Origin of the sequence: Emticicia agri, from assembly GCF_004168285.1 — a bacterium.
Classification (GTDB): Bacteria; Bacteroidota; Bacteroidia; order Cytophagales; family Spirosomataceae; genus Emticicia; species Emticicia agri.
In genome coordinates, this window is sequence record NZ_SEWF01000040.1 from 39,909 (window position 1) to 52,919 (window position 13,011).

The following is a 13,011-nucleotide window of genomic DNA, read 5'->3' on the forward strand; positions in this document are numbered from 1 at the left end:
CCAAAAGCTACATTCAGGGCTTTGAAATGTCCGTTCTTCTTCTTTTCTTTGATTGGCCGACACATAGGCACTACCTTTGACCTTTCTAAATGTGTACCTATGGCTCATTTATTGACTGCCCGACAAAAATGGCAATTAGCACTCCGATTGGTGATATTCTTCTCTCCGGTTTTATTGTATGTCAATATGCCCGATGCGCAAAGAAGCCATATTTTTTCGCCCATTTTTCTCTGTATTCTTGTGGTCTTTACGTCCTTAACCACGCTGATGTATTTTATCTGGATTACCTTTACCGACTGGATTCAATATCAGATAGGCATCTGGTTGGGTAAAGACTTCCTGATGAAATTCAGCATAGGAGCCTTGTTACTTTCTATTGTCATTGCATTGGGCTTATCTGTGGCCTATACTTTTACGTTAAGATACACCATCAAGGGCATCATAAGTATTGTTTATCCGATTTGGCCCTCATGGCCCGAAAAAAAACCAATGGAACTTTCGCCGGATACATGGTCTTATATTACCCGCTTCAATCAGGGGTTTTCGGTAGTCATCATGTTTTCGGCCTTTTATCTTACCCTCAACTTCAGAGCCTATCAGCAATTAAAAGACGTGCAGCTAAAAACCGAGCAATTAGAAAAAGAAGCCGTGCTGGCACAATTTGCCGCACTCAAAAGTCAGGTGAATCCCCATTTTCTATTCAACAGCCTGAGTATTCTTAACTCCCTCATTTACGAAGACGTTAACCTCTCAGGTAAATTTGTGCAGCAATTATCTAAAGCCTACCGATACATTTTAGAACAGCGAGACCAGGAACTCATTCTGCTTAAAACAGAATTGGATTTTATTGAATCTTATACGTTTCTACTTAAAATACGGTTTGAAAACAAGTTTGATGTATTGGTAGATGTACCTGCTGACATAAAAAATCATTATCAGATTACACCATTAGCTTTACAGATGTTGGTTGAAAACGCCGTCAAACACAACCGGATGTCGGTAACTGACCCATTGCTGATAAAAATTTATTATGAAGCACCTTTCTTAGTGGTCGAAAACCCCTTACAGTTAAGAGACCAGCCCGATGTATCAACAGGTGTAGGGTTGAGTAATATCAGCAACCGGTATGCACTCTTAACCGACCTGAAAGTAAGCCACGAAATAATTAATCAATCTTATATGGTAAAGATACCATTACTCCGATGAAAGTAATAATCATTGAAGATGAAGAACGCACGGCAAGGGCTTTAGTCAGAATGCTTTTAACCTACGACCCTACCATTGAGGTACTGGCGCAGTTGCCTTCTGTGAAAGAATCGGTTGCCTGGTTTACCCACAACCCTGTGCCTGATATAGCCTTTATGGACATTCATCTGGAAGACGGACAGGCATTCAGCATTTTTGAGCAAATCCCCAATCTGAATGTTCCGGTTATTTTCACTACTGCCTTTGACGAATATATGCTTAAGGCATTCAAGGTAAATAGCATTGATTACCTGCTGAAACCGATTGATGCCGACGAACTGGCACGTGCCTTAGAGAAGTTTAAAAACCTGAAAGCCACCCCTGGTTTTGATATGAACGCATTACTGCAATTGGTGCAAAAACCAAAAGAAACCACCTTTAAACAACGGTTTATGGTTACGGTCGGCACTAAAATATATAGTATTGAGGTAGCAGATATTGCGTTTTTTTATTCCGAAGAAAAAGCTACTTTTTTGCTGACAAAATCAGGACAGTTGTTGCCATTGGAATATAGCCTTGATGGGCTGGAAAACCAGCTGAATGCTGCTGATTTTTTTCGGGTAAACCGACAATTTCTCGTATCCCGCAAAGCACTTACTTCTATTCAGATATATTCCCCTACCAAAATCAGGTTAGATTTAGCCCCGGTGCCTCGTAAAGATGTTTTTGTGAGTGTACATAAAGTACCCGATTTTAAAGACTGGCTGGGTCGGTAAACAATCTGTCATACCATACCCTACATTCATCAGGCAGAATCTTACACTCAGCAGATTAATGTTTCAGGCAATACGCCAATAGGTTAATTTTGATAAAGCCAATCAATGTATGTGCCGCCATAGATTGAAATGGCATTAACAAGTATTTTATTAAGGTTTTTTGTTGAAAAAGCTACCTGTTGGGTAGCTTTTTTTTGTGGCTTATTAAGTCTGTTTCACTCAAAAATACTGATAGACAACAACTATTTACAATAATCTATTCTATTTAACAAGTTTTCTCTTAGCAGCAGGTATATACCCTGATAAGTCTTCAATATGACTTTTCTCTTGCAAAACTACTCCCATTATACCTTCTCTAACTCTTTCAATTCTTCTTTTCTGAAGTGCATAAGAAGCAGTTTTTATAACAGGCTGACTGTTATTACTCTTAATTTTTTCACTTTTCATAACGCTTATCTATTTCAAATTTTATATACAAATATAAACTTTTATTTATACAAATACGCCGGATTGCTTATATTATTACATGCTATAAATCTTGGTGGCATACCTACTTCAACATCATTTGATATTTTACCTACACTCTTAAATTCATGTTCATGAAATGTTTTTATCCGATAATAAGACAGGATGGGTTCATTGGCGTAAACATCGTAAATCCGGCTCAATGGTACGTATCTACCTGTTGATTCAAATCTTTTTATTGCTCTTTCTGTAGCCTTCTTTCTATCAAGGCTTACAAGTGTCAGATGTACTTCATAACCAAATTCATTCAGTTTTTTCTTTAAACTTAATAGCTCCTCTACTGAATCTCCGATTTTAGGAACAACAATATTTGTATTATCAACAGAAAACTTATCAAGAAGCGTTTCAAAAGATGTACTATTAAAAGTAGCACTGCCAAAAATAATGGCTCCTGATTCTTTGTGAATAATACTTGCACCTGCATTAAAGTCTTCAAATTCAGGCAATTTTCTTTTGGCATAATCAGAATCTAATAGGGCTGCACCAAATGAATCCGCAATTTTATTTGCAATTCCAGATTTACCTGATGCAGGCAAACCTGTAACAATATAAGCTTGTGATTCTTTTTTAACAGTAGTCAATGGCAACGCTCCTCCTTCTCCTAATACTATATCATTATCATCAGAAAGCCTTTTCATATTGGATAATTCTTCAACAATCTGGTCTCTTAATTTCCTTCTATCTCTATCTGTACTAAAATTCGGGTCTCTATATTTCCTGCTATTTAAAGTATTGTTATCTAAATCAAAACCTTTTATTGTCAATTCTGCGGCACTAATTTTACTTACAGTTTTAGATTTAATTATATCACTGTCTTCTCCTAAAATACCTTCAAGAAATTCAGTCACCAACAAATTATCTGTTAATGGTCTTATCATACAAAGCTTAAAAATTTAAAAGAAAAAGTCATCAGTTTTTACTAAGTTCTAAAAGGCTTTTGCTATTCTACAGACATGTTAAAGATTTTGCGTCTATACTACAATAATAAAGTTATCATATTCATAAAGCAAACTTATTCTATTTACTGTACGGGTTAAAGTTAATTTTTTATAATTGTTAAGATTACTCTCAAAATAATCCATACCCCTTTATAGTTTTCAAGATATGAAAAACAAAAGGATGGATGTTACTTTTTATCCATGTAGCATATTTATTGCTATTAGAACATTATATTGGCTGCAACGAATTAACCTCTAATGGCCAAAATTGACGAATGTTTTTACGTTCAACATTTCTTTCAGCATGCCAGAGGTCATAATTGCGCTGAACATTTAACCAAAATTCAGCACTGGTGCCAAATGCTTCAGACAACCTAACGCACATTTCAGAACTGATGCCTTGATGTTCATTTAAAATATTAGATAGTGTTTTACGTGTTACACCTAAGCCCTTTGCTATCTCTGCCTGTGTATATGTATGCCCGGTTTCCTCTTTTAAACCATCAATGGTTTCTTTTATAAGTGCTCCCGGATGAGCTGGCCGCATTCCTCTTTTTAACATAGTACATCTCCTTATTAGTGATAGTCTAAATAATTAACATCGTACACGTGACCATCTTCAAATCTGAATATAATCCGCCAATTTCCAGATACATTTCCAGCATAAAACCCTTTTAAATTTCCCGATAAAGGGTGTAACCGAGAGCCAGGGGTTCCTATATCATCTAATGACTGGGCAAATTCCAGTCTTGTTAAGATATTACGTATTCTGATAATATGGGCTGCTGGCAACTTAGAAGTATCTTCATAAAACTGCCGTAAACCTTTATGCTGAATGCTTTTAACCTTAACACAAATGTAACCTGAAACGTTACACGTGTCATTTTTTTTATTAATCAAAATCCTGATTTCTGCCACATTCTTGTTTAAGCCTTTCCTACTCAGTATTCAAATACACATCTGTAACAATTTTCAAGCAATTAACAACCATTACCCCCATGCCAAAATTTCCGGCCAGTATCAGCAAAAAAAATTCTGACCTAAACCATTCAAAAATTCTACCCTTTTTCGTCGGCACATTTTACCATTACGTCGCACAATCAAGCAATAAACCGATACAATGCTGATAAAATTTTTTTTTTTCAGACAGATAGCCAATGGCTTTGGTTTGATTTTTGAATTATCGGTACACAATTGCTATTGATTATTATAACACCTCAGATATTGAAAAATATCGACACAAATCTTGTATTTCTTTGCTGTCGTTCATCTTTATTTCCTCTTGTAGAGATGCGTACGTTGAAAGAATTCTACGGTCAATAATAATCTATTTTTAAATGTTTGCTATACTGTCTGGTTTTGCAGATTGGTGTAATTGTATTTGTCGAAATGCAGCAATCATTCAGTTAAGCTATTTTTAATTTTAAAAAACGTGTATTTCAAAAGCCCTGTTTAATAGGGTATTTTAAAAATTACTTTCGTTCAGAAAAAGTATTTTTTGTGTGAAACAGCACTTTGTATGCAGGCTGTAGCGGATAGCTGTGCCTGAAAAAACATGCCCATACAGCAGTTGTTTCTTTGAGCTGAAGTTCTTTTTCGGTGCGGAAGTACCTGTTAGATGTCCGTTTTACTATAAAGATTTAAAAACCTGATTTCAAACTGCAAAAAGATTATGCTTACCCAAGAAGAATTCCGTAAAATGCCGATTTTCATTACTACCATGTCTCGTTGGGACGGAGAAATATCATCGGCTTCTTTAGCATTGGCAAAAGTTTTCAGCGCCAGTAATCATGTGTATTATATCGATTTCCCTTATACCTTAAAAAGCCTCTGGCAAGAGCGTCGACTGGCTTCTGTCAGAAAAAGACTACCTGCCTTGCTATTCGGAAAAAACTACCTCACCCCTATTCCTAATCAATCAGAAAAATTAGTAGCCGCTACACCCGGCGTTATGCTTCCGGCAGGTTCGTTACCCGAAGGAATGCTCAATACGGTGTTTACTAAAATCAATAATTTTATTCTGGCAAGGCTTGTGAAACGTATTTTGAAAGAGAAGAAAATTAAGCATTACCTCATGCTTAATTCTTTTAATCCTTTCTACTTATCAGACCTTACCAATTATTTAAATCCTACTTACAGCGTTTACCAAAGCCGTGATAACATAGAGGCCATAAAAGCCACAGGTACTACCAAAGAAAACGAATGTACCCGAAACTATAACCTCGTGCTGGCTACCTCAAACTGGCTGAGTAAACATATAGCCCGACGCTCGGGTAAAAATGTAGCGTTTTTCCCCAATGGTGCTGATGTATCCCTGTTTAAAAGTGCGATGAAAAACGAGTACCCTAAACCCATTGAGTTGCAAAACATTACTACGCCCATTATCGGGTATACAGGAGCCGTTTGTCAGCGCATTGACTACCCTCTGCTTGAAAAACTGGCCAAAGCAAACCCGGATAAAACCCTTGTACTGGTAGGTCCACGCAAAAACGACTTATATAGTTCTGTAGATTTGAATGCGATTCCGAATATCGTCTTTACAGGCCCTAAAACAATTGATGAATTACCCGCTTATTTACAATACTTTGATTGCACAATTATCCCTTTTGTTTATAACAATTTTACAGCAGGCATTTACCCGTTGAAAATCAACGAGTATCTGGCCGCAGGTAAACCTGTGGTAACCACCAATTTCTCTGAAGATATTGCCTCTTTTGGCGAGTCTGTGTATCTGTCAGCTACCCACGAAGATTTTATCGGTAACGTGTCAAGAGCCATAGAGAAAAACAACGAGGCCATTGCAAACGAGCGGACAAAAGTTGCCTCAGAAAATGACTGGACTCGCCGGGTTGAGTATTTCTGGGATATGGCCTGGACGTCTTATGTGGCTGCCAACCAGCCTGCGTATGTACAGGAGCGTAGGTTGCTGGAAGTGCATGATTTATATTGATAACACCATAGATATATCTGTTTAAAGTGATTATTCAGGTATAAATTTTATGATTACCTTTGCTATCGGGGTGCTGTGCATTTACAGTAGCCCTGATAGTATTTATATTGTTTACAGTAAAATATGAAGATAGGACTGGTAAGACATTTTAAAGTAAAGCAGCAATTGCCTAAAGGTTTTCTGATAGGCCATGATGCCCTGACCGATTGGTATGCCCGATACGATGAAGCCGACATACACTATAAGAACGTTGATTTGCGTGAGACAAACTGGGAAATCTGTTACGCCAGCCCCATGAGCCGAGCACACAATACTGCCCGGCATATCTATAAAGGAAATATACTCCTGCTTGATGATTTGCGTGAGATAAGTGCCTTGAACCTGATGAATACACGGTACAGGCTTCCGCTTATTGTCTGGGCGATTCTTATTAAGCGTAAAACGCTTGCCAACAACCCTGTCAGGGAAGCAGCAGAAAAGAAATTAATTGATTTTGTAGAAAAACTCTTATCAGGCCAGGAAAAAGAAGTGCTGATTGTCAGTCATGGATTTATTATGATGCTATTACAGCAAGTACTTGCGGCCAGAGGTTTTACCGGAGAAAAATTCAATAATCCGGCCAATGGGAAAGTATATGTTTTTGAGAAGGATTAAGTATGATAGAAGTGAGGTTGTCTCAAAATTTTGCCAAGCCAAATATTATTTGGCACAATTTCCTTTTGAGACACCCTCACAATTCTTATAAATACCTATCAATGATTACTCACTGTCAGCAATACTTCAATATTACCTCTGGTAGCATTAGAATACGGACATACTTTATGCGCTTCTTCCACTAATGTATGGGCTTGTTCGATACTTACGCCGGGTACATTTACTGCCAGTTCTACTGCCAGACCAAATCTGCCGTTTTCTATCTGTCCGATACTTACTTTGGCGGTTACTGTGGTTTCATCTGCTTCGGTTTTAGTCAGTTTAATGATACGGTTCAAGGCGCTATCAAAACAAGCCGAATAACCTGCCGCAAATAACTGCTCAGGATTAGTATAATCATCGTTGGCACCACCTAAACCTTTTGGCATTCTTACCTGCAAATCTAATACACCATTATCTGATTTTACGTGTCCGTTTCTTCCTCCTGTGGCCGTTGCTACGGCTGTATATAATGCTTTCATTTTAATTGTTTTTTTGTTGTTGATATAAAAAGCCGTTTAAGTTAATATTGTTTCGTTCAAAATGATTCTTTTTCACAAATACTGCGTCACTAAAATCCTCATTTAGCTCTGCTAAACTGCGGTTTTAGCTCCTTGTCTTTGTAAAAAATAATACATTTTGATTCATAAAATTTAACTTAAACAGCTTTTAAAATTTTATCACTAATACTTTTCAGTTGTATCATATCTTCCATCGACATATTGAGCGATTGCATCAGTTGTTCAGGAATACAAGTGGCCTTGGTTTCCAGTGCCTTTCCCTGTTCGGTAAGTGAAATAAAAACTACTCGTTCGTCAGCGGTGCTCCTTTCCCGTTTCACAATGCCTTTTTGTTCGAGTCTTTTCAGCAAAGGCGTAAGTGTGCCACTATCAAGCATGAGTTTTTCGCCAAGCTGATTAACGGTTTGCTTTTCCTGCTCCCAAAGCACCAATAAAACAAGGTATTGCGGATAGGTCAGTTCGAGTTCATCAAGCATAGGCCTGTAATGGTTGATGATTTCTCTTGCCAGCGCATACACCGGAAAACACATCTGATTCTGTAATTTCAATAACTCTGTCATCGGTTGAAAATCTGATTGTGCAAATGTAGCACAAAATTAAATTGTACACAATATAATTTTACAAAACTTAATTTAATATTTTTTGTGTACAAGTAAAGAGGAAATATTAATTGCTTTTAAAACTTAAAACCACGGAGCGACCGACGACCGGTTTCTCGGAGTAAAATTCACCGAGTTACACAGAGTGATTCACACATAGTTTAGCTATAAATACTCTGTGAAACTCGGTGCAAAACCGGGCGTCGGTCGCTCAGTGAAACTCTGTGGTTAATAATATCAATTAGTTTTATCCACTTGCTTAGAGATACTCAAGGTTGTATCGTCAGAGATAGGATTATAGAACGATTGTAGTGGAAAAACACCAATGAAACTAATGCAGATTAGTGATACTGTTTTTCAGCATATTCAGGCTCTTTCGGCATTGGTTTGGGAGTATCTATATAGTTCAGGTCGTTTATCTGCTCACTATATTCAGCCGGAAGAAGAATATGTTTTACCAAACCGTCAACTTTCAGTTTGCGACTCAGCAGATACAGATTCAGCAATATTTTACCTTTCATCGAACTACCGAATTTTAATAAGCTGGATACTCTGTCAGGAACAATTAGTTTCTGGCACTCTAATAAAATCAGGTAACGTACAGCACCGAGGTGTTTTTTGTATTGCAGATAAAGGTCGGCTGTATAATGCCCATGCACGAGGTCGGCCTGTAAGTGGGCCTCCCGGGAATGTCGCCAGTCTGCATAAGTATCAGGGAGTTCTTTTAAACCCATCCGCAAACCCATGCGCTGAAAAACATCAAAAATTTCTTCTTTTTCGGCATAACTCAGCTTTCTTTCAAGCAATTCATAGGAAGTAACCGAATAATCAATCAGCATATACAGCACATCTCTGTAAGCCCAGTCGGGAATCCTGGCTCCCCTACTCTGCTCAACCCCTTTATGAATACTATTGATTTTATCTATGGCTTTAAACGCATTTTCGGTATCGGCAAAGACAATCTTCCGGGCATAGCCAACCGTTGAAAACAGCCTGCCCAAAGGGTCAGACGGTATTTTACCCGTAAAATATAACCAGTCAACGGCCTTATTTAAAGCAAACTCGGCTGCCGACCCGGCAAAGATGAATAAAATCACATCTGAATTGCTCCAAATTTTTCTTACAATTGAGTTTTTGTCAACAAAATCATTCATAACTGCTCAATTTTTTTTGTTTCAATATTGAATTAGTAGCACCTGCTCTCCGGTTTTCTATCAGAACTATTGTCAGAAAGCCTAAAGTATAAGCCAACATATCGTACCACGAAAAACTACTGCCAAGCACTACTATTAATACTTTGTACTTCTCCAGACCCATGAGTTGCACAAAATGAAAATACTGTACCGTTTCAATCAGATATGCAAACAACAGTACTGCGATTGATGCCTTCATAAAATGGGTATTATAGAAAGCAAAAACAAAGCAATACATCAGAAACATCACTAAATAATCGCCTAAAATAGGCCTGACAAAAGCATCATGGACATAAAGAGCAATAAGTACTTCAATGATAAAAAAAATGAGCGCCAGTAAGGCATATCCCCGCCTGAATGTAAACATCGTCAATAAAATTAAAAGTACTTTGTAAAACAAAGTTAATAGATACAAATGAGAATACCAAACAGATGGTGGGTATATTTTTTTTTAGTGCGTTTTATTAGGAGAGTTCTGTGATTTGTAGAGGTGTGATGGTTATGTTTCAAGAAATAAACATTCTTCAAATCGTTTTTTCTCGTAGAGACGTAATGCATTACGTCTCCAAAGGACTATCTAACCCAATAGATACTATTTTGAATTAGACAAACCTTGAATGGACGCCTCAGAGATCTATAGCATTCGCACTACAAATCGGAATGTATATTTCTTGAAACCTAATTACCAAAGGACTATGCGCTAAAATAATTATCTATTCTCTCAAAAATATCCCCCGAAACACGTTCATCTAAAAGGATATGCCCTCGGAGACGTAATGCATTACGTCTCTACTGAAACAAAACAAAATCACTATTTTACCATAGCCTTATTAAATTTCCTGATTTTATCCAGTACCTCTTCCAATCTCGCTCTGTCAGGCAAGGAATCAAAAAAGGCATAATATTCGGGTATGAAATTCTTGAAAAAAGCCTTGAAATCGTATCGGCCCGTATCGTTTCTTTTGGCTTCCAACCAATAAGCAACATCATCATATCTTAACTGAACGGCATAAACAGGTGTCCGGACAGGTCCGTTAGGGCCATTCATGAGGTCGATAAAATAATAAACCTTTATATGCCCTCGCTGAATGATTCGCATAAAGACCCGTTTCTCATCTACGCCTCCGAACATGCCCGGCGATACTACTGTAACAGACACAAAGTGCAGGGTATCATTTTTGACATAAATACCGAACGCCTTAATATCTTCGGGCATGAAATTCCGCTTTTTCCCATCGTCAAACACTACTCTGATGCCATACTGAAACGAAGCAACATCAATACCGCTTATCACCGCAAAATTCTGAACAATTTCACATTTCAGGGTATCAGCATTTTTCAGTACCACGTAGCCCTCTATTTTTCGGGCGTAGGTGTCCAGTCCGATTGTCAGTAGCAAAAAAAGTATGAGGTGTTTCATAAGGCAGCCATCAGGGAAACGATTCAACGCATCAAATGTATGATTTATTTGTTAAATCATCGCCTTCTGTATAAAAACACTCAGGTACTTTGATCAACAGTCTCTATCAGAAACCATTTTTTATTCCTTAATTCAAAAATATATTCCACATACACTCCCGTATCTTCTATCATCAAGGCCATGATAGTTCGGGTAGGTGATTCTTTATTAAGGGTTTTGATGAGTCCTTCTATGTTGAAATCTCGATACTCCCACTCTGATTTTTTTGTGGTTTCTTCGTGATATTCGTCGTCAACACCATAGTATTTACTTAGCAGTGGAAACTTAACTCTTGACTTCTGAAAATCCTTATCATATTGAAATTTCTGCCAGAAAATTTCAAAGTCTTCCTGTTTGTCCTTTTGGGCTTCTTTGGATTGATTACTTCCGCACGAAATAAGCAGACAGGCAATAACCCATGAGAATATAGTGATGCGCATACCAAATTTTAACATATCCGACATTAGATAAAAATAAATACTTTCTCCTTGTTCCGTTTTCCTTTCTCCACCCCTCCCCTAAAACCCAAACAAAGAATAATCAATAAACATATTATTGGTCAAATCGGGTACATCGTCTTTTTTTCGCTCGCCATGCGGATAATGCTCTACCCTGTTCAACGACATCATCAGAATACCAATCATTTCATCTTTATTGGCCTGTGTAATTTTAGAAATCACTTTCAGGGCAAATTTGGTTATCTCAACCGAGGCCGAAAACGCCGGATTAGCCGCCGCAGCTACCAGCGTTCCCAGATTATTGGTAAACTTGTCAAACTCATTGTCGTTCAGAATATCCTCTACCATTCTGCCAGTGTCTCTGATGCGTTCATCACTTTCAAAGGCAATAAACTGCCAATCGAAAAATACCGGAATTTCTGCTGACTGATACAGCACGAATCCAGTATCGCCAAAGGTCATTACGTGGTTATCTTTTACGTTCTGTATTTCGGTAAATATCCGGCTGGCAATTACATTTTCTACCTCCTTTTTTATAATGGCCTTTTTTTCTTCAGCATTATTGGTATTCAGGAAATCGGATAAATCAGGGAATGCCGAAAACTCGGTTGAAACAAAACTCAGGAATTTGACCTGTGCCAGGTCTCTACCAAAAATACCGAGAAATTTCTTTTTCTCACGGTTATCAAAAATCTTTACTTTATTGATTCTGAAAAAAAACATGGTCTATATCATTTGATGGTTTGAAATCAGCTAAAAGGCAGTCAGTTTAAAGTGGTGGTTTTGTACGATAACCATTATATAATTTACGAAAAAAAGCAGACTTTAACAAATCTATTCAAGTGCTTGTAAACCACCATAGAATATTTATTGTCCGGTAACTTATTGATTAAAAGGCAGAAGTAATAATCCTGACAGGTACTTCAGTCAATCGGCAAGAAGCAAAAGTTCTATTTTTTTTGTATTCCCACGCCATTCATGTATTCCTGATTGTGTAGATAAGAATCTTTCATTACCTTTATCCCTATAATTATGATGAACTTTACTTTTAAATCCTCTTTTTAAGATGAAACTATTACTAACTTCTGTATTTGCCTTTATCGTATTATCCAACTCTTATTATTCAGATAATGCCTTTGATACTGAAAATACCGTATCTGCCAAAAACCGTCAGGTAAAAAATGTCTGTTTATCAAAGCCAAACACTACAAGCAATGGCACAGTAAAAAAAGTGTATGCACATAAAGGTAGCACAGGCAAAAGCGGTATCAAGAAAAAAGTATGCTCAACAAAAGGTGGTACTTCAAGCGGAGGCAAATGTGGCAATGCTTAATGTAAGTCTTTAATATATATATCCAAAGGGGGTGTCTCAAAAGGAAATTGCACCAAATATTATTTGGCACAAAATCTCCTCACCCTCTAAATCTCCCTCTCCTGAACAAGGAGCGGACGTCGCACGGAGGGAGACTTTAAGCCCCTCTCCCTCGGGAGAGGGGTTGGGGCGGCCGCCGCGCGGTGAGGAAAAATTCCAAACGGTTCGCCGTAGCGATATTATTTGGTACAAAAAACTTTTGAGTTTGTATGTTTGAAAAAATAGCTTCGGAATCAGTTTCACAGTAACTTTAAGTTAACAGCAGTGAAAACCAAAAACCGAAGCATATGAAAACAAAAGTAAGAGATTTTAGCGGAGAATCAATCTATGTAGGGATTGATT

16 protein-coding genes are annotated in these 13,011 nt (G+C 37.6%); 5 read left to right on the forward strand and 11 right to left on the reverse strand.

The window, feature by feature from the left end; genetic code table 11:
• The first annotated feature begins 21 nt into the window (after positions 1-21).
• Together EWM59_RS21150 and EWM59_RS21155 are read left to right on the forward strand one after the other, a co-directional pair.
• Entirely contained in the window at positions 22-1,206 is a 1,185-nt protein-coding gene (locus EWM59_RS21150; RefSeq protein ID WP_229239405.1) for a sensor histidine kinase, read from the forward strand.
• On the forward strand, positions 1,203-1,961 hold the full coding sequence (locus EWM59_RS21155; protein ID WP_130023247.1) for a LytR/AlgR family response regulator transcription factor: 759 nt from the start codon (positions 1,203-1,205) through the stop codon (positions 1,959-1,961). Before EWM59_RS21150 ends, EWM59_RS21155 begins: the two co-directional genes overlap by 4 nt.
• A 261-nt stretch (positions 1,962-2,222) precedes the next feature.
• On the opposite strand, the gene EWM59_RS21160 is transcribed toward EWM59_RS21155, so the two are convergent.
• The 4 genes from EWM59_RS21160 to EWM59_RS21175 form a co-directional block, all read right to left on the reverse strand.
• The gene (locus EWM59_RS21160; protein WP_130023248.1) at positions 2,223-2,408 is read right to left on the reverse strand and encodes a hypothetical protein; all 186 of its coding nucleotides are present in this window, start codon (positions 2,406-2,408) and stop codon (positions 2,223-2,225) included.
• Between the two features lie 41 nt (positions 2,409-2,449).
• Positions 2,450-3,364, reverse strand: a complete 915-nt coding sequence (locus tag EWM59_RS21165; protein ID WP_130023249.1) for a zeta toxin family protein — start codon at positions 3,362-3,364, stop codon at positions 2,450-2,452.
• Between the two features lie 289 nt (positions 3,365-3,653).
• Complete coding sequence (locus EWM59_RS21170) at positions 3,654-3,986, reverse strand: HigA family addiction module antitoxin (RefSeq protein WP_130023250.1); 333 nt, start codon at positions 3,984-3,986, stop codon at positions 3,654-3,656.
• A gap of 14 nt (positions 3,987-4,000) precedes the next feature.
• Complete coding sequence (locus tag EWM59_RS21175) at positions 4,001-4,342, reverse strand: type II toxin-antitoxin system RelE/ParE family toxin (RefSeq protein WP_229239406.1); 342 nt, start codon at positions 4,340-4,342, stop codon at positions 4,001-4,003.
• 754 nt (positions 4,343-5,096) lie between these two features.
• Between EWM59_RS21175 and EWM59_RS21180 the strand changes: the two genes are divergently transcribed.
• Positions 5,097-6,374, forward strand: coding sequence for a glycosyltransferase (locus EWM59_RS21180; RefSeq protein ID WP_130023251.1), 1,278 nt, complete (start codon positions 5,097-5,099; stop codon positions 6,372-6,374).
• 123 nt (positions 6,375-6,497) lie between these two features.
• Entirely contained in the window at positions 6,498-7,028 is a 531-nt protein-coding gene (locus tag EWM59_RS21185) for a histidine phosphatase family protein (RefSeq protein ID WP_130023252.1), read from the forward strand.
• A 98-nt stretch (positions 7,029-7,126) separates the two neighbouring features.
• Here EWM59_RS21185 and EWM59_RS21190 read toward each other — a convergent pair whose 3' ends face one another.
• From EWM59_RS21190 to EWM59_RS21220, 7 genes are all read right to left on the reverse strand, one after another.
• Positions 7,127-7,549 carry an organic hydroperoxide resistance protein gene (locus tag EWM59_RS21190; RefSeq protein WP_130023253.1) on the reverse strand — a complete coding sequence of 141 codons (423 nt, stop codon included), beginning with the start codon at positions 7,547-7,549 and terminating at the stop codon, positions 7,127-7,129.
• 176 nt (positions 7,550-7,725) lie between these two features.
• Positions 7,726-8,148 carry a MarR family winged helix-turn-helix transcriptional regulator gene (locus EWM59_RS21195; RefSeq protein ID WP_130023254.1) on the reverse strand — a complete coding sequence of 141 codons (423 nt, stop codon included), beginning with the start codon at positions 8,146-8,148 and terminating at the stop codon, positions 7,726-7,728.
• Positions 8,149-8,528: 380 nt separating this feature from the next.
• Positions 8,529-9,341 carry an oxygenase MpaB family protein gene (locus EWM59_RS21200; protein ID WP_130023255.1) on the reverse strand — a complete coding sequence of 271 codons (813 nt, stop codon included), beginning with the start codon at positions 9,339-9,341 and terminating at the stop codon, positions 8,529-8,531.
• Complete coding sequence (locus tag EWM59_RS21205) at positions 9,334-9,747, reverse strand: ribosomal maturation YjgA family protein (RefSeq protein ID WP_130023256.1); 414 nt, start codon at positions 9,745-9,747, stop codon at positions 9,334-9,336. The genes EWM59_RS21200 and EWM59_RS21205 overlap by 8 nt, the downstream gene beginning before the upstream one ends.
• A 444-nt stretch (positions 9,748-10,191) precedes the next feature.
• Complete coding sequence (locus EWM59_RS21210; RefSeq protein ID WP_130023257.1) at positions 10,192-10,800, reverse strand: hypothetical protein; 609 nt, start codon at positions 10,798-10,800, stop codon at positions 10,192-10,194.
• Between the two features lie 80 nt (positions 10,801-10,880).
• Positions 10,881-11,294 carry a hypothetical protein gene (locus EWM59_RS21215; RefSeq protein ID WP_165372254.1) on the reverse strand — a complete coding sequence of 138 codons (414 nt, stop codon included), beginning with the start codon at positions 11,292-11,294 and terminating at the stop codon, positions 10,881-10,883.
• Between the two features lie 63 nt (positions 11,295-11,357).
• Positions 11,358-12,020, reverse strand: a complete 663-nt coding sequence (locus EWM59_RS21220; protein WP_130023259.1) for a hypothetical protein — start codon at positions 12,018-12,020, stop codon at positions 11,358-11,360.
• 343 nt (positions 12,021-12,363) lie between these two features.
• On the opposite strand from EWM59_RS21220, the gene EWM59_RS21225 reads away from it, so the two are divergent.
• Positions 12,364-12,630 (forward strand): hypothetical protein, encoded by a 267-nt coding sequence (locus tag EWM59_RS21225; RefSeq protein ID WP_130023260.1) that lies wholly within the window; start codon positions 12,364-12,366, stop codon positions 12,628-12,630.
• Positions 12,631-13,011 lie beyond the last annotated feature (381 nt).

Excerpts from the sequence above, each read along its gene's own strand:
- EWM59_RS21165 (WP_130023249.1), bottom strand. The coding sequence starts at position 3,364 with ATGATAAGACCATTAACAGATAATTTGTTGGTGACTGAATTTCTTGAA.
- EWM59_RS21155 (WP_130023247.1), top strand. The coding sequence starts at position 1,203 with ATGAAAGTAATAATCATTGAAGATGAAGAACGCACGGCAAGGGCTTTA.
- EWM59_RS21190 (WP_130023253.1), bottom strand. The coding sequence starts at position 7,549 with ATGAAAGCATTATATACAGCCGTAGCAACGGCCACAGGAGGAAGAAAC.
- EWM59_RS21205 (WP_130023256.1), bottom strand. The coding sequence starts at position 9,747 with ATGTTTACATTCAGGCGGGGATATGCCTTACTGGCGCTCATTTTTTTT.
- EWM59_RS21210 (WP_130023257.1), bottom strand. The coding sequence starts at position 10,800 with ATGAAACACCTCATACTTTTTTTGCTACTGACAATCGGACTGGACACC.
- EWM59_RS21215 (WP_165372254.1), bottom strand. The coding sequence starts at position 11,294 with ATGTTAAAATTTGGTATGCGCATCACTATATTCTCATGGGTTATTGCC.
- EWM59_RS21185 (WP_130023252.1), top strand. The coding sequence starts at position 6,498 with ATGAAGATAGGACTGGTAAGACATTTTAAAGTAAAGCAGCAATTGCCT.
- EWM59_RS21220 (WP_130023259.1), bottom strand. The coding sequence starts at position 12,020 with ATGTTTTTTTTCAGAATCAATAAAGTAAAGATTTTTGATAACCGTGAG.
- EWM59_RS21160 (WP_130023248.1), bottom strand. The coding sequence starts at position 2,408 with ATGAAAAGTGAAAAAATTAAGAGTAATAACAGTCAGCCTGTTATAAAA.
- EWM59_RS21180 (WP_130023251.1), top strand. The coding sequence starts at position 5,097 with ATGCTTACCCAAGAAGAATTCCGTAAAATGCCGATTTTCATTACTACC.
- EWM59_RS21195 (WP_130023254.1), bottom strand. The coding sequence starts at position 8,148 with ATGACAGAGTTATTGAAATTACAGAATCAGATGTGTTTTCCGGTGTAT.
- EWM59_RS21225 (WP_130023260.1), top strand. The coding sequence starts at position 12,364 with ATGAAACTATTACTAACTTCTGTATTTGCCTTTATCGTATTATCCAAC.
- EWM59_RS21170 (WP_130023250.1), bottom strand. The coding sequence starts at position 3,986 with ATGTTAAAAAGAGGAATGCGGCCAGCTCATCCGGGAGCACTTATAAAA.
- EWM59_RS21200 (WP_130023255.1), bottom strand. The coding sequence starts at position 9,341 with ATGAATGATTTTGTTGACAAAAACTCAATTGTAAGAAAAATTTGGAGC.